Origin of the sequence: Brevundimonas sp. EYE_349, assembly GCF_023147505.1 — a bacterium.
In the GTDB taxonomy this organism is placed as follows: Bacteria; Pseudomonadota; Alphaproteobacteria; order Caulobacterales; family Caulobacteraceae; genus Brevundimonas.
Genome location: NZ_JAHXPB010000010.1, coordinates 16,818 through 31,438, shown reverse-complemented (window position 1 = coordinate 31,438; position 14,621 = coordinate 16,818). Strand labels below are relative to the sequence as shown.

Sequence of the window (14,621 nt, the reverse complement as noted above, 5' to 3'; positions counted from 1 at the left end):
TCGGGCCACCACCGCGCCGCTGCTCCCCGAATGTCTGAGATCGCACACAGGCGTTTGTTTAGGCGAAGATAAATCGTATTGGGGCGGAACCTGGGCGAACCGGTTTCGTTGTTGAGCGCCATGACGCCACACGCCCTCATCGTAGCCCGCACCTGCAACACGTCGGACCGGCGCACGATCCGCTGGTGGGAATGCGAGCTGGTGGACACCGAGGGGTCTCGGCGCATTCGCGACCAGGCCTTCTTCTCCATCGGCGAGGCGAAGTCCTGGGCTTCCGCACAAGGCTATCCGGTCAGCGAAGACGCCGCCTCGTCGTCCGAAACCTGATGTCGCATCCCGCCCCAACCGGCGTCCTGACCGCCGAGGCCTTCGACACGCCGCGCATTCTGCTGGCCGGCGCCGTCGACTACGCCATGTACGACCGATTCCGCGATCAGTTGGCGCAGGCGCCCAAGACCGGGCTGACGCTGATCGAACTGTCGACCCTGGGCGGCGATCCCGAGGTAGCGCGCATGATGGGCGAGGACGTCCGGTTCCAGAGCGACATCAATCCGTCGCGCCGCCTGGTCTTCCTGGGCAAGGCCGCCATTTATTCGGCCGGCGCGACCTTTATGAGCTTCTTCGCCGTCGAGAACCGCTATCTTACGCGCGGCACGCGGGTGATGATCCATGAACGCAAGATGGACAAGGAACTGCACATCGCCGGGCCGCTGACGACCTGCATCGCGTCGGTCAAGGCGGTGCTGCATGAGTTGGAACACTCCATCGCCATCCAGAACGAAGGGTTCGAGAACCTGGTTCGCGGATCGTCGGTGACGATGGACGATGTGCTGAAGCGTGCGCCGGAAAATTGGTACATCGAGGCGCAGGAAGCCAAGACCCTGGGCCTGATCGCCGACGTGATCTGACCCGTAGGGTCAAGCGTCCAGCGTTTCCACCGTCAGATTTCCATTGGTGTAGACGCAGATCTCGGCGGCGATCTTCATGGCCTTGCGGGCGATCTGTTCGGCGTCCAGCTCGGATTCCTCGATCAGGGCCCGGGCGGCCGACAGGGCGTAGTTGCCGCCCGACCCTACGGCTGCGACGCCGTATTCCGGCTCCAGCACATCGCCGACGCCGGTGACGGTGAAGATCGACGACTTGTCCGCCACCAGAAGCATGGCCTCCAGGCGGCGCAGGTAACGGTCGGTGCGCCAGTCCTTGGCCAGATCGACGCAGGCGCGGGCCAGTTGGTCGGGATACTGCTCCAGCTTGGCTTCCAGACGTTCGATCAGGGTGAAGGCGTCCGCGGTCGCGCCGGCGAACCCCGCCAGAACCTTGCCGCCCGCCAGGGTCCGCACCTTGCGCGCCGCGCCCTTGACGATGGTCGGGCCCATCGAGACCTGCCCGTCGCCGGCGATTACGGTGCGCCCATTCTTGCGCACCGCCAGTATGGTGGTGCCATGCCAGTCGGGGAAGGAAGAGGCGGTCGCGTCGAAGGATCGGGTCATAACCGACAGATGGACAGGCGGGGCCGCCCGATCAAGTCGTGCCACGCTTTCATAACAGTGTCATATTTCGACCGAAGTCGTCGATATAAGGGCAACGTCCTTCCCCAAGCCTTGCATTAATTGGAACGCGCGTTGCTCTATCGCCTCGTCATCGCGAGAGAATTGGTCGGCGGGATCGCGCCTGACGGTCGTGCTGCGGCTGAACGTCTCGGCGAAGCCATGATGGACAATCGACGCGATGAGATCAGCGGCGTGATGCTCATCCACGCCGGATGGCTGGTGCAGATGATCGAAGGCGCGCGCGTCGACGTGGACCGCGCGCTGCGCCGTATGCAGGCGGACGGTCAGGGCGATCTGCACCTTCTGGGCGACCGCCCGGTCATCCACCGTCGGGCCACCGAGCCGATTCGGATGTGCGCCCTGACGCCCCATCAGGTCGAGCTGGCGCTGGCTGGCCGGGCGCTGAACGCCCTCGAACCCATCGAGCTGGAACGCCTGTTGTGCGGGGAGGTCCGACGTCAGGCCGCCTGATCGGTGCTGCATTCTGTTAACGCTCATGCCCTAGCAGTCGTGGCGGGGTTTCGGCCCACAGTTGCGTATGAGTTCGGTTATGGCCTTGTTTCGTATCGTCTATGTCAGCGAGGCCGCCGGACCGGCCGCATCGGGCCTGATGCCGCTGGTGGACATTATAGGCGTGTCCGACCGCAACAATCGCCGGGACCAGCTGACGGGCGTTCTGATGCGGCATGAAGGGCGTTTCCTGCAGGTGCTGGAGGGCGCGCGGGTCGATCTTGATCGCACGCTGACGCGCGTGCGATCCGATGGGCGTCACACCAATCTGGCCGTCCTGTCCGACCGGCGCGTGGAGGCGCGTATGTTCCCTGATTGGGCCATGGCGCGCGTCGAGGCGACGCCGGACGTGGCGCGCTTTCTGAGCGCGGACACGGACGAGGACGAGATGGAAGACGCCCTGCATAGGATGCTGACCGCCCTTTCGCCGACCCAGCCGAAGGCGGTCTGACCGGCGCCCCTCGCGATCCGCCATCGGTATCGCTAGATGGGGGCGTGATCTTTTCCGAAGACGAAGTCGAACGCTATGCGCGCCACCTGGTCCTGTCCGAGGTGGGCGGGCCGGGGCAACAGGCGCTGAAACGCGCGCGTGTGCTGGTCGTCGGCGTGGGCGGCGTCGGCGCGCCGGCGGCCCTTTATCTGGCGGCGGCGGGCGTCGGCGCGCTGGGGCTGATCGACGACGATGTCGTGGGCCTGTCCAATCTTCAGCGCCAGATCGCCTTTTCGACCGCCGAGGTCGGGCAGGCCAAGGTTCAGGCGGCCTCGGATCGGCTGACGGGGCTGAACCCCCATGTCGTGATAGAGACCCACGCCGAACGCCTGACCCAGGCCAACGCCGCCGAGCGCATCGGCGCCTATGACCTGGTGCTGGACGGGACTGACGATTTCCAGACCCGGCTGTGGGTGAATGCGGCCTGCGTCGCGACCGGGCGGCCGCTGGTGTCTGGCGCCCTGGGCCGCTGGAGCGGACAGGTCGGGGTGTTCGTGGGGCGGCCCTGCTATCGCTGTCTGGTTCCCGAAATCCCGCCGGACGCCGAGACCTGCGCCCGCGTGGGCGTGATCGGGGCGTTGGCGGGCGTGATCGGGTCCATGGCCGCGCTGGAGGCGATCAAGGTTCTGACCGGCGCGGGCGAGGCGCTGACCGGGCGGTTGCTGCTGTATGACGGTCTGAAGGGTGTGGCGCGAACTGTTCGGGTCGCCGCCGACCCGGCCTGTCCAGTGTGCGGCTGACCGCTCAGGCGGCGGTGGCGAAGCGGATGTCGGCCAGATCCAGGTCGGCCAGATCCCGATCGGGAAGGGGCGCAGCGAAGCCCAGGGCCGGGTTGCTCAACACCGTCACCAGACGTTCGCCGCAGTAGAGGTACAGGGTTTCGAACCCGATCCAGTTGCGCGCCACGGCCTCCAGCGCCTGATTGGCGATCTGGTCGTTCGAGGCGTCCAGAACGCAGATGTCCCTGACCGGCACGCCGGGCAGATTGACGATGCAATAGTAGGAATCCAACGCGACACTTCCTCAATCAGGACGCCGGAAACGAAGTTCGTCTGCGGCGGTTCCGCTCCTGCCCGTGGTTTTCGACAGCCGTATAAGGGGCGCTCGACAGACTTGTGAAAAAGGAGGCCGGATGGCCCGACGACCCCCCGCGCCGAAACGCCTGAACGCCGCCAATCTGACCGGGCTGGGGGCGGATCGGCTGGGCGATCTGTTGATGCAGGCGGCCGATGCGGACCCGATCCTGAAGCGTCGCCTGCGGCTGATCCTGGCGGCGGAGGCGGGGGCCGACGCCCTGGCGCTGGAGTTGGACAAACGGCTGACGGCCGTGGCGGCCAGCCGGGCGCGGGTGTCGTGGCGAAAGCGGCCGGACCTTATCCGCGACCTGTCGGTGCTGAGCGAGGGCGTGGAGACCTTGAGCCGACTGGCGCCCGCGGAGGGAGTGGTGCGGCGCATGGCTTGGTTCGACCTGTTTCGCGGCCTGACGCAGCGGGTCAAGGATCCGCGCGCCGAGGTTGCGGACCTGTTCGAAACGGGGGCACCCGCCCTGTGGCAGGCGGCCGATGCGGCGGTCCAGGCCGATCCCGCCATCGCCGAAATCCTGGCCGACGCCGTTCAGGCCCATCCGCTGGACTACGCCCGCTGGATCGGCGCGGCGGGCGAGGCGCTGACGCCCGCCTTGGCGCGGCGCCTGCTGGAGGGGCTGGACGTCGAGTCGGGCGTGCGCGGGATGCGGACGGTGGTGCGGCGGTTGGCGGACCGGGCCGACGACCTGGACCTGTGGCTGTCGCTGGTCACGCCCGAGGAGCGCGGCTCGCCCGATTTCGCCGCCGCGATGGCGCGGCGGCTGCTGATCGCGGGTCGCGTGGCCGAGGCGCGCCAGGCGCTGGAGGCCGCCCTGTCGCCGTCGCCGGCCAATCGGCGCTGGACCTTCGGCCGCTCGCCGCAGGGGACGCCGCGCCTGACGCCCGCCTGGGAGGCGGCCTCGATCGACCTGATGGAGGCGGAGGGGCGCAAGGACGAGGCGCAGGATCTGCGCTGGGCGCTGTTTGAGCGCGATCTGTCGGCGCCCGTGCTGCGGGCCTATCTGGCGCGCCTGCCCGATTTCGACGATGTGGAGGCGCTGGATCGGGCCTTGGCGCATGCGGCGGCCCATGCGGACTTGGAGACGGCGCTGGGCTTCCTGATGGACTGGCCCGCCCACCGCGAGGCGGCCGCCTTGGTCGAACGCCGGATCAGGGAGGTCCGTTCGCCTCTGCCGCTGAAGGCCGACTGGGCGGCGCGGCTGGCGCAGAAATACCCCGACGCGGCCGAACGGCTGCTGGCCTCGGCCTGAAGCATCGCCGGCCTAGAGCATCGCCGGCCTAGAGCATCGCCGGCCTAGAGCATCGCCGGGATGACGCGGTCGGGCGGGCGATGGCCGTTCTGATAGGTCATGACATTGGCGATGACGCGGTCGCCCATGTCTTGGCGCGCCTCGAGTGTGGCCGAGCCCAAGTGGGGCAGAAGCACCACGTTCGGCTGGCCCAGCAGACCGGGGTGGATGTCCGGCTCGTTCTCGAACACATCCAGACCGACGCCCGAGATCGCCCGCATCGCCACCGCCTGGGCCAGGGCCGCCTCGTCGATCAGCTCGCCGCGCGCGGTGTTGACCAGGATGGCGTGGGGCTGGAGCCGGGCTAGCCGTTCGGCCGACAGCAGATGGTGGGTGTCCTTCGTCGCCGGGCAGTTCAGCGACACGATGTCCATGCGGGCCAGCATCTGGTCCAGATCGTCCCAGTAGGTCGCGCCCAGCTCCTCCTCGATCAGGGCCGAGACGGGCTTTCTGTTGTGATAATGGACCTGAAGGCCAAACGCCTTGGCGCGCCGGGCCAAGGCCTGGCCGATCCGGCCCATGCCGACGATACCCAGCCGCTTGCCCCACAGTTTGCGGCCGCACATCCAGGTGGGGGTCCAGCCCTCGAATCGGTTGTCGGCGATGACCTGGGCGCCCTCGACGATGCGGCGGCTGACGGCCAGGATCAGGCTCATGGCCAGGTCGGCGGTGTCCTCGGTCAGGACGCCGGGGGTGTTGGTGACGACGATCCCGCGCGCTACGGCGGCGTCGATGTCGATATGGTCCACGCCCGCGCCGAAGTTGGCGATCATCTTCAGCTGGTCGCCCGCCCCGTCGATCAGGTCGGCGTCAATGACGTCGGTGATGGTCGGCACCAGAACCTCGGCGCGCTGGACGGCCGCCTGCAGGGCGGCGCGGTCCATCGGCTGGTCCTTCAGGTTCAGCTCGGCGTCGAAAAGCTCGCGCATCCGCGTTTCCACCGCGTCGGGCAGGCGTCTGGTTAATACGACCTTAAGCTTGCGGGCGGACATTCTCGGCCTTGGTTTGCGGGCGGCGGTTCTTCGGGACGAAAGCCCGCGCGACGGGTCGTTCCATCCAGTGTCTAGCAAAGCCGCCACCATCTTCCAAAGCCTGCGACGCCGCATGGTCGTGGTCCTCGCCCTGACGGGTCTTGCCGTGATGGCCGGGGCGGGCGCCACCATGCCCGACGGCCGCCCCACGCCCACGGGGCTGGAGGTGCCGCGCTGGATCTCGCTGAAGTCCTCGCACGTGCGGGCGCGCCAGGGGCCAGGGCTGGATTACCCTATCCTATGGGAATATCGCGCCGCGGGCCTGCCGGTGCAGGTGATCGCTGAGACCAGCGAATGGCGCAAGATCTGCGATCCTGACGGGGCCGTGGCCTGGATCCACCGCACGGTGTCGTCGGGCCGGCGCTATGTCTTCAACACGACGGCCGAGGAAATCCCGATCCGTTCGGGCCGATCCGAGACGGCCTCGGTGCGTGCGCGCCTGTCGCCGCGCGCCTTGATCGCCCTGGACGAATGCGAGGACGGCTGGTGCAAGGTCCGGGCGCGCCGGATGCAGGGCTGGGCGCCGCAACGCGCCGTGTTCGGAACCCAGGAACGGGCGCTGTGCAACGCCAACCGGCCTGCTGGCACGGGCCGGAGCTGACGCGCCGCTGTTGAGCGAAGCGGCGTGGTCGTGTAACCCGCGCGCAACGCCTTTAAGAAACGGAAGCGCCTTGACCCAGTCCCAATATCCTTCGTCCTTCGATCACGAGGCCCTGCTGGCCTCGGGCCGCGGCGAGCTGTTCGGTCCCGGCAACGCCCAGCTGCCGGCCCCGCCGATGCTGATGTTCGATCGCATCGTCACGATCAATGCGGACGGCGGCGACCACGGAAAGGGCTATGTCGAGGCCGAACTCGACATCAATCCCGAGCTCTGGTTCTTCCAGTGCCACTTCATCGGCGACCCGGTCATGCCCGGCTGCCTGGGGCTGGACGCCATGTGGCAGTTGGTCGGCTTCTACCTGGGCTGGATCGGCGGACCGGGGCGCGGCCGTGCGCTGGGCGTCGGCGAGGTCAAGTTCACCGGCCAAGTCACCCCGGACATCAAGAAGGTGGTTTACAAGATCCACCTGAAGCGCGTCATCAACCGCAAGCTGGTCATGGGCATCGCCGACGGCGTGCTGGAGGCCGACGGCCAGGTCATCTACACCTGCAACGACATGCGGGTGGGCCTGTTCGGCGCCGCCAAAGACGAGCCGACAGCGGCCTGAGCGCCTATATACCGTCAACAGGGCGGAAGACCTCCGGGTCGAGAAGCATAAGAAGGAAACACCATGCGTCGTGTCGTCGTCACCGGCCTGGGCATCGTCTCCTCCATCGGCCACGGCGCCGAAGAGGTCACCCAATCGCTGCGCGAGGCCCGTTCGGGCGTCGTTCATGCCCCCGATCACGCCAAATACGGCTTCCGCAGCCAGGTCTGGGCGCCGCCCCGGATCGGCCCGTGGGAAGAACTGGTCGACCGCCGCGCCGCCCGCTTCCTGGCCAACGGCACCGCCTGGGCGCACATCGCCTTCGAAGAGGCGCTGAAGTCGTCGGGCATGACGGCCGAGGAAATCCGCGACGACCGCATCGGCCTGATCGTCGGCGAGGGCGGCCCCTCGACCCAGGTCATCCTGCAGGCGGCGGCCACGACGGTCGAAAAGGGCGCGCCCAAGCGCATCGGCCCGTTCGCGGTGCCCAAGGCCATGGCGTCGGGTCCGTCGGCGGTCCTGTCGACCTGGTTCCAGATGCGGGGCATCAACTATTCGATCAGCTCGGCCTGCGCGACGTCGGCCCACTGCATCGGCGCCGGGGTCGAACAGATCCAGTGGGGCAAGCAGGACGTGATCTTCGCCGGCGGCTGCGAGGACATCGACTGGTCCATGTCGAACATGTTCGACGCCATGGGCGCCATGTCGTCCGACTTCAACGACAATCCGTCGGTGGCCTCGCGCGCCTATGACGCCAATCGCGACGGCTTCGTCATCGCGGGCGGTGCGGGCATCGTGGTGCTGGAGGAATACGAGCGGGCCAAGGCGCGCGGCGCGACCATCTATGCCGAGGTCACCGGCTATGGCGCCAACGCGGACGGCTATGACATGGTCGCCCCCTCCGGCGAGGGCGCCCAGCGCTGCATGAAGATCGCGCTGGAACAGGCAGGCAATCCCCGGATCGACTATCTGAACCCGCATGGCACCTCGACCCCGGTGGGCGACGCCAAGGAGATGGAGGCCGTGCGCGCCGTCTTTGGCGACCAGATGCCGATGATCTCCTCGACCAAGTCGCTGACGGGCCACTCGCTCGGCGCCGCAGGCGCGCAGGAAGCCATCTACTGCCTGTTGATGATGCAGAACGGTTTCGCCGCCGAGAGCGCCCATATCGAAACCCTCGATCCGGCGTTCGACGGCATGCCCATCCTGCGCCAGCGTCATGACGGCGAACTGACCCACATCATGTCCAACAGCTTCGGCTTTGGCGGCACCAACGGGACGCTTATCCTGTCGAAGGTCTGAGGCGCTACGCTCAGGCCCTATCATCCTCGGGCTTGACCCGAGGATGACGGTAGGGGGCGTGACGGCGGCTTTATTGCGCGGGACAAGCTTGGGCGGCCGCGTCTCGCGTCTATTTTTTCGTCAGCGCCCGTTTACACGACCGTTTCTCGCCCTTACAGAGCGTCGCCGTGTCCATGCTCATGACCAAAGCGATTACCTCGAAAACCACCGGCTTCGGCGGGGCGGTTTCGGGTGTGCGCAAGGTCTAGGCGACAACCCCGATCCCAAGCCCCGCTGACGCGCGGGGCGGTCGATCCGGCTGAACCCCGCGCCTCCCACCTTCCCAGGAGACGCTTAAATGACCTTTTCCCCGTCCAATCCGCCCCACGTCGGCATCGTCGGCGCCACCGGCCTTGTTGGCGAGATGATGCGCGGCCTGCTGGCCGAGCGGAACTTCCCGCTGGCGTCGCTTCGCCTGTTCGCCTCGGCCCGATCGGCGGGCAAGACCATCCGCTTCGGCGATGTCGACGTGGTGGTCGAGGATGCGGCGACTGCGGATTACGCAGGGCTCGACATCGTCTTCTTCTCGGCCGGCGGCGAGACCTCGCGCGCCCTGGCCCCTAAGGTCGCGGCCGCCGGCGCCGTGGTCATCGACAACTCGTCCGCCTATCGCAGCGACCCGCAGGTGCCGCTGGTCGTCGCCGAGGTGAACCCCCACGCCCTGGCCGACCGGCCCAAGGGCATCATAGCCAACCCCAACTGCACAACTATGGCCGCCATGCCGGTGCTGAAGCCCCTGCATGAGGCGGCGGGTCTGAAGCGTCTGACGGTCTCGACCTATCAGGCCGTGTCGGGCGGCGGCGTCGAGGGCATCCGCGTTCTGGAGACCCAGTCGCGCGCCAGCGTCGATCAGGGCGCGGCCCTGGCCCGCGACGGCGGCTCGGTCGATTTCGGCGCGCCTGAAAAGTGGGTCGTGCCGATCGCCAACAATGTGGTGGCCCTGAACTACACCCTGTCGGAAGACGGCTATACCGACGAGGAGCTGAAGCTGCGCGACGAGAGCCGCAGGATTCTGGAAATCCCCGGCCTGCCGGTGTCCGGCACCTGCGTCCGCGTGCCGGTCTATTCGGGCCACTCCCTGTCGATCAACGCCGAGTTCGACCGTCCGATCTCGGTTAAGGCGGCGCTGGACCTGCTGGGCAATGCGCCGGGCGTTGTGGTGACCGCGGTTCCGAACCCGCTGGACGCCACCGGCAAGGACCCGGTCTTCGTCGGCCGCGTCCGCCCTGATCCGACGGTCGAGCACGGCCTGGCCCTGTTCGTCTCCAACGACAATCTGAGGAAGGGCGCCGCCCTGAACGCCGTTCAGATCGCAGAAGTTCTGGTCCAGCAGAACGGCTGACACCCGCGAACAAACGGGGTTCAGTCGTAGCGCACGCCGCTGAGATACAGCCCCGCCGAGGGGGCGACGGGGCCGCAACGGGCGCGGTCCTTCGCCTCCAACGCCGCCTTGACGTCATGGACGCTCCAGCGGCCGAGCCCCACCTCCACCAGGGTCCCGGCCATCGACCGGACCTGACGATGCAGGAAGCTGCGGGCTTGAAACACCAGATGCACCTCTTCGCCGAAGCGGCTGACGCGGGCCACGTCCAGCGTCCTGACCGGGGATTTGGACTGACAGCCCACGTCGCGGAAGGTGGTGAAGTCGTGATGGCCCACCAGAACCTGGGCCGCGTGATGCATGGCTTCTGCATCCAGCGTCTTCTTGACGTGCCACACCCTGTCGCGCTCCAGCACCGGCTGGGGGCGACGGTTCAGGATGCGGTACAGATAGCCGCGCCCCGTAGCCGAGAAGCGCGCATGCCAGTCGGCGTCAGGCGCGTATTCCGCCGACAGGACGCAGACGTCCTGACGCACCAGATGGGCGTTCATGGCGTTCAACACCGTGGCGACCGGCCAGTCGCGCGCCAGATCGGCATGGATGACCTGGGCCGTGGCGTGGACGCCGGTGTCGGTGCGCCCCGCCGCCGCGATGCGGATGCGCTCTCCCGAAAAGGCCGCGATGGCGTCTTCCAGCGCCCCCTGCACCGTCGGCTGGCCGTCCTGAGCCTGAAACCCGTTATAGGCCGTGCCGTCGTATTCGAGGGTCAGCTTGTAGCGCGGCATCAGCCGAGCACGGTCCCGGCGGGCAGGGGAAAGCCGCGCAGCATCTCGTCTGCGCTCTGCGCCGCCTTGCCCTCGCGCTGAACGCGGATCAGGCGCACGGCGCCGGCGCCGCAGGCGACGGTCAGGGCGTCGTCCAGCACCGCGCCCGGCGCGCCTGAACCCTCCGCCAAGGCCGACAGCAGGGTCTTGACCCGCACGAAGCCAGCCTCGGAGGGGGCGTCGAACCAGGCGCCGGGGAAGGGCGACAGGCCGCGAATGTGGGCGTCCACCTCCGCCGCCGGGCGGGTCCAGTCGATGCGGGCCTCGGCGGGGGTGATCTTTTTGGCGTAGGTCGCTTCGCCGACCTGTTCGGTCGGGGTGACGCCGCCGCGTTCGATGGCGGCCAGGGCGCGGGGCCACAGGGCGGCGCCGACGTGGGCCATGCGTTCGGACAGGCTGGCGGCCGTGTCGTCAGGCCGAATGTCCATCAGTTCGCTGAGCAGGATGGGGCCTTCGTCCAACCCCTCGCCCATCTGCATGATCTGGACGCCGGTCTGGGCGTCGCCGGCCATGATGGCGCGCTGGATCGGCGCGGCGCCCCGCCAGCGCGGCAGCAGCGACCCGTGCAGGTTCAGACAGCCCAGACGCGGCGCCTCAAGCACGGCGGGCTTCAGGATCTGGCCATAGGCGACCACGCAGGCGGCATCCAGATCCAGGCTCTGGAAGTCGGCGATGGCTTCGGGAGTCTTCATGCTCTCGGGCGTGAAGACCGGCAGGCCCATGGTCTCGGCGAAGGCGTGAACCGGCGACGGCGTCAGCTTCTGGCCCCGCCCCTTGGGGCGCGGCGGCTGTGAATAGACGGCGACGATCTCGTGACCCGAGGCGATCAACTCGGCCAGAGACGGCACGGCGAAGTCGGGAGTTCCCATGAAGGCAAGGCGCATGGGCACGCCTTTAGAGGTTTACTGCCAGCGGGTGAAGACGCCGCCGCCCTCGTCCCACTCGCCGCCCGCGTCCAGCGCGTCGTCGAAGTCGAGCAGACGATCCAGCAGCAGGCCCGCGACCACGCCGATCAGGGCGACGCCCGCCAGGGTGGCCACGCCGGCGACGCCGACCTTCTGGCTGCGGGTCAGACGGCGGCGGCCCTCGGTGTCGATGACCAGCGACTGACCCCTGCGGAGCGGCGGGCGGGCTTGGCGTTTCATCAGGCGGCGATCCTGTCCTTGGCGGCCTTCTTGACCTTGGTCACGGCGCGTTCCCGCTTCAGCCGAGACAGGTGGTCGATGAAGAGCACGCCGTTCAAATGGTCCATTTCGTGCTGGATGCAGACGGCGTAGAGACCCTCGGCCTCCTCCTCCACCGACTGACCGTCACGGTTCAGATAGCGAATGCGGACGCGGGCGGGGCGTTCCACCTTGTCGAAATACTCCGGGATCGACAGGCAGCCTTCCTCGTAGGTGTAGAGGTCGTCCGAGGTCCACAGGATTTCGGGATTGGCGAAGAAACGCGGGTTCTTGCGCGCTTCGGCGTTTTCGGCGGCCTCTTCCTCGGTCTCGCAGACCACGCCGTCCTTGTCGCCCAGGTCCATGACGATGACCCGGTCCAGTGCGCCGACCTGCACGGCGGCCAGGCCGATGCCGGGCGCGTCGTACATGGTCTCCAGCATGTCGTCCATCAGGGCGCGGACGGCGTCGTCCACCGCCGCGACGGGCTTTGAAACCTGTTTCAGGATCGCCAGATCGGCGGCGTTGTCGATGGTGAGGATGCGACGGATGGCCATGCCGGGGAGGTAGGCCCGCCCCGGCGTCAGGTCAAGATTTCCGAGCGTCGCGGTCGGACTTGGCGCCTCAGGCCTTGCCGGGCAGGGGACGGGGTTTGCGGTTTTCGTCGATGGCGACATAGGTGAAGACGCCCTGGGTCACGCGCACCGAGGCGGCCTGGGGCTGGCCCCGGGCGCGCTTCCACGCCTCAACCTGGACGCGGATCGAGGTGCGGCCCGAGCCGATGACGTGGGCGTAGATGCTGACCTCGTCGCCGACCGAGACGGGCTGATGAAAGACCATGCCGTCCAAGGCCACGGTGGCGCACCGACCGCAGGCCAGTTCGAACGCCGGGGTCGCTCCCGCCACGTCCATCTGCGCCAGCAGCCAGCCGCCGAAGATGTCACCCTCGGGATTGGTGTCGGCCGGCATGGCGATGATGCGGCCGACCGGCTGGTATTCTGGCGGCTGTTCGGGGGTGTCGGACATGGATGACGGAACCTGATCTTGGGGGAGGCGGCGTCCTTATCGCGGCTTGCGTCGCTTGTCGTGTGCGACGGCGGGCGGCGCGGCTTCGGGCGCGGACAAGGTCAGGCGTGAAGCGTCGAAGGCTTTGGAATCGCGCAGGGCCCGCCAGGCGGCGCCCAGCTCCATCGCCGTCAGCAGGTGGTCCTGCGTCAGAACTTCGCGGCGTGAGGCCCTGAGGCGGGCGATGTCGCCCAGCAGTCGAGACGCGGCGCGCAGATCCTCGCGCTCGGAACGGGCGCCCAGATCCTGCAGCTGGGCGAAGCGCCAGCCCTGTTCCGGCGGATGCGCCAGCGCCAGGGCGAACCGTTCCTGCGGCGTCAAGGTCGCGGCGACGAAGGTCCAGTCGTCGCCGTCGGGGCCGCGCCGGTAATGGCCGGCCTGGGTCGGCAAACCCGCCGCCGCATAGAGGGCCAGGGCGCCGGCCTCGATCTCGTCCAGCGCCAGGCTGAGCGGGTCGGGTTCGGCCGGCGTCGCGTCGTCGGGCCGGTCGAACGGATCGACCGCATCGGCGGCGGAGGCGACGACGGGCCGGCGTCGAAACAGGCCCGGGATCAACGACCGGCCGCCGACCATGACGTCAGCGGTTCAGCGTGCTGGTCACCGACACGTCATAGACGACGCGCGTCACGCTCTGCACGAACTCGAAGAACTTGCGCGCCTCCGCTGCGCCGGCCAGCGGCACATAGATCACGTCCTCGGGCATGACCTGCATGTTGGTGGCGGCGAAGACGTTGGCGGCGTCGTTGAAGTTCAGCTCATAGACCACGGGCACGCCGCGCGGGGTGGCGGGTTGAGTGATGCCCAGGGCCTGGGCCACCTCGGGGCGCTCGAAGCGGAAAATCAGAACGCGGCGGGCGTTCGCCGTCGCCGTATTCAGGCCGCCTACCTTGGACATGGCGCCGGTCAGGGTCATGGGGCCGGCCGGCATGTCCACCTGGGCCACAGCGTTCAGGGCGCCGAAGGTGGAGAAGCGGCGGGGCTTGTACTGGACATTGATCACGTCGCCGCGCTGCAGGCGGACGTTCTCGCCGAACTCGGTCGTCACCGCCGACAGGGGGGCGGTATAGGTCTGGCCGCCGCGCTGGATCGAGATGGTCAGGTCGTCGGTGGTGCGGGCCGAGCCGCCGGCCGCCGCGATGACGTCCAGAATCCGGTCGCTGTTGACGCCCAGCGGCGCGCGACCCGGCTGGCGCACGTCGCCCAGCACATTGACAGTGTTCGACGCATTGCCGGCGATGGAGACCAGCACCTGGGGATTGGCGACCTTGCCGACCAGGGCGCGGCGGATGGCGGCCGCCGCCTGGGTCGAGGTCAGGCCCTGGACCCGAACCTGGCCGCCGAAGGGAATGGTCACCGAGCCCGTGCGATCCACCGTGGCGCCCGGCAGGGCCTGATTGCCGCCGGACATGGTCGCGGCGTTGCGGCCGGACGACGAGCCGGCCCCTAGGGTTCCGCCGAACAGCGAACCGGACGGATCGAAGATCGAGATGGCCAGGGTGTCGCCTTCGCCGATCACATCGGCGGGCTGGTCGCTGGAACCGGCCGCCAGTGTGCCGAAGAACTGCGGCGGCACCTGCTTCATCCGCTCTGTGACTTCATAGGTCAGCGGCACAAGGGCGTAGCTGCCCAAAGCTGAGGCGGTGGTGGCCCCGGCGTCGACCGAGGCGCCGGACGGCCCGTCGCGCGGCAGGGTGGAGCAGCCGCCCAGGATGGCGACGATGGCAAGCGGCAGAATGGTGCGCGTCATGAAGCTGGATAGCCCTTG

At 68.2% G+C, this 14,621-nt stretch carries 20 protein-coding genes; 10 read left to right on the top strand and 10 right to left on the bottom strand.

Annotated elements, in window-relative coordinates; translation table 11 throughout:
- Positions 1 to 120 precede the first annotated feature (120 nt).
- Both KZX42_RS15605 and KZX42_RS15600 read left to right on the top strand, forming a co-directional pair.
- Positions 121 to 327, top strand: a complete 207-nt coding sequence (locus KZX42_RS15605) for a hypothetical protein (RefSeq protein ID WP_248120856.1) — start codon at positions 121 to 123, stop codon at positions 325 to 327.
- The gene (locus tag KZX42_RS15600; protein ID WP_248120854.1) at positions 327 to 908 is read left to right on the top strand and encodes an ATP-dependent Clp protease proteolytic subunit; all 582 of its coding nucleotides are present in this window, start codon (positions 327 to 329) and stop codon (positions 906 to 908) included. Before KZX42_RS15605 ends, KZX42_RS15600 begins: the two co-directional genes overlap by 1 nt.
- Positions 909 to 917: 9 nt before the next feature.
- Here the strand turns inward: KZX42_RS15600 and hslV are convergent, their stop codons facing one another.
- Positions 918 to 1,490 carry an ATP-dependent protease subunit HslV gene (gene hslV / locus KZX42_RS15595; protein WP_248120852.1) on the bottom strand — a complete coding sequence of 191 codons (573 nt, stop codon included), beginning with the start codon at positions 1,488 to 1,490 and terminating at the stop codon, positions 918 to 920.
- 132 nt (positions 1,491 to 1,622) lie between these two features.
- Here hslV and KZX42_RS15590 point away from each other — a divergent pair, with 132 nt between their 5' ends.
- From KZX42_RS15590 to moeB, 3 genes are all read left to right on the top strand, one after another.
- Positions 1,623 to 2,021: a BLUF domain-containing protein gene (locus tag KZX42_RS15590; protein ID WP_248120850.1), complete on the top strand. Its 399-nt coding sequence runs from the start codon at positions 1,623 to 1,625 to the stop codon at positions 2,019 to 2,021.
- A gap of 79 nt (positions 2,022 to 2,100) precedes the next feature.
- The gene (locus tag KZX42_RS15585) at positions 2,101 to 2,511 is read left to right on the top strand and encodes a BLUF domain-containing protein (protein WP_248120849.1); all 411 of its coding nucleotides are present in this window, start codon (positions 2,101 to 2,103) and stop codon (positions 2,509 to 2,511) included.
- Positions 2,512 to 2,555: 44 nt separating this feature from the next.
- Complete coding sequence (gene moeB, locus KZX42_RS15580; protein WP_248120846.1) at positions 2,556 to 3,290, top strand: molybdopterin-synthase adenylyltransferase MoeB; 735 nt, start codon at positions 2,556 to 2,558, stop codon at positions 3,288 to 3,290.
- Between the two features lie 4 nt (positions 3,291 to 3,294).
- Here moeB and KZX42_RS15575 read toward each other — a convergent pair whose 3' ends face one another.
- Positions 3,295 to 3,561 (bottom strand): hypothetical protein, encoded by a 267-nt coding sequence (locus tag KZX42_RS15575; RefSeq protein WP_248120844.1) that lies wholly within the window; start codon positions 3,559 to 3,561, stop codon positions 3,295 to 3,297.
- 121 nt (positions 3,562 to 3,682) lie between these two features.
- Between KZX42_RS15575 and KZX42_RS15570 the strand changes: the two genes are divergently transcribed.
- Positions 3,683 to 4,885, top strand: a complete 1,203-nt coding sequence (locus KZX42_RS15570) for a DUF6880 family protein (protein WP_248120842.1) — start codon at positions 3,683 to 3,685, stop codon at positions 4,883 to 4,885.
- Between the two features lie 44 nt (positions 4,886 to 4,929).
- Here KZX42_RS15570 and KZX42_RS15565 read toward each other — a convergent pair whose 3' ends face one another.
- Positions 4,930 to 5,916: a D-glycerate dehydrogenase gene (locus KZX42_RS15565; RefSeq protein ID WP_248120840.1), complete on the bottom strand. Its 987-nt coding sequence runs from the start codon at positions 5,914 to 5,916 to the stop codon at positions 4,930 to 4,932.
- Positions 5,917 to 5,983: 67 nt separating this feature from the next.
- Between KZX42_RS15565 and KZX42_RS15560 the strand changes: the two genes are divergently transcribed.
- From KZX42_RS15560 to KZX42_RS15545, 4 genes are all read left to right on the top strand, one after another.
- The gene (locus KZX42_RS15560; RefSeq protein ID WP_248120838.1) at positions 5,984 to 6,556 is read left to right on the top strand and encodes an SH3 domain-containing protein; all 573 of its coding nucleotides are present in this window, start codon (positions 5,984 to 5,986) and stop codon (positions 6,554 to 6,556) included.
- A 70-nt stretch (positions 6,557 to 6,626) separates the two neighbouring features.
- Positions 6,627 to 7,163 (top strand): 3-hydroxyacyl-[acyl-carrier-protein] dehydratase FabA, encoded by a 537-nt coding sequence (gene fabA / locus KZX42_RS15555; RefSeq protein ID WP_248120836.1) that lies wholly within the window; start codon positions 6,627 to 6,629, stop codon positions 7,161 to 7,163.
- A 63-nt stretch (positions 7,164 to 7,226) separates the two neighbouring features.
- Complete coding sequence (gene fabB, locus KZX42_RS15550; RefSeq protein WP_248120834.1) at positions 7,227 to 8,444, top strand: beta-ketoacyl-ACP synthase I; 1,218 nt, start codon at positions 7,227 to 7,229, stop codon at positions 8,442 to 8,444.
- A 337-nt stretch (positions 8,445 to 8,781) separates the two neighbouring features.
- Positions 8,782 to 9,825, top strand: a complete 1,044-nt coding sequence (locus KZX42_RS15545) for an aspartate-semialdehyde dehydrogenase (protein WP_248120832.1) — start codon at positions 8,782 to 8,784, stop codon at positions 9,823 to 9,825.
- 20 nt (positions 9,826 to 9,845) lie between these two features.
- Here KZX42_RS15545 and truA read toward each other — a convergent pair whose 3' ends face one another.
- From truA to KZX42_RS15510, 7 genes are all read right to left on the bottom strand, one after another.
- On the bottom strand, positions 9,846 to 10,589 hold the full coding sequence (gene truA / locus KZX42_RS15540; protein WP_248120830.1) for a tRNA pseudouridine(38-40) synthase TruA: 744 nt from the start codon (positions 10,587 to 10,589) through the stop codon (positions 9,846 to 9,848).
- Positions 10,589 to 11,512 carry a methionyl-tRNA formyltransferase gene (gene fmt, locus KZX42_RS15535; protein WP_248120828.1) on the bottom strand — a complete coding sequence of 308 codons (924 nt, stop codon included), beginning with the start codon at positions 11,510 to 11,512 and terminating at the stop codon, positions 10,589 to 10,591. The genes truA and fmt overlap by 1 nt, the downstream gene beginning before the upstream one ends.
- An 18-nt stretch (positions 11,513 to 11,530) precedes the next feature.
- A complete protein-coding gene (locus tag KZX42_RS15530) occupies positions 11,531 to 11,773 on the bottom strand; it encodes a hypothetical protein (RefSeq protein WP_248120826.1) in 243 nt (80 codons plus the stop codon).
- The gene (def, locus tag KZX42_RS15525; protein WP_248120824.1) at positions 11,773 to 12,348 is read right to left on the bottom strand and encodes a peptide deformylase; all 576 of its coding nucleotides are present in this window, start codon (positions 12,346 to 12,348) and stop codon (positions 11,773 to 11,775) included. The genes KZX42_RS15530 and def overlap by 1 nt, the downstream gene beginning before the upstream one ends.
- Positions 12,349 to 12,415: 67 nt before the next feature.
- Complete coding sequence (locus tag KZX42_RS15520) at positions 12,416 to 12,817, bottom strand: acyl-CoA thioesterase (protein WP_248120822.1); 402 nt, start codon at positions 12,815 to 12,817, stop codon at positions 12,416 to 12,418.
- Positions 12,818 to 12,853: 36 nt separating this feature from the next.
- Entirely contained in the window at positions 12,854 to 13,411 is a 558-nt protein-coding gene (locus KZX42_RS15515) for a hypothetical protein (protein WP_248120820.1), read from the bottom strand.
- Between the two features lie 22 nt (positions 13,412 to 13,433).
- Positions 13,434 to 14,603, bottom strand: coding sequence for a polysaccharide biosynthesis/export family protein (locus KZX42_RS15510; protein ID WP_248120817.1), 1,170 nt, complete (start codon positions 14,601 to 14,603; stop codon positions 13,434 to 13,436).
- Between the last annotated feature and the right edge of the window lie 18 nt (positions 14,604 to 14,621).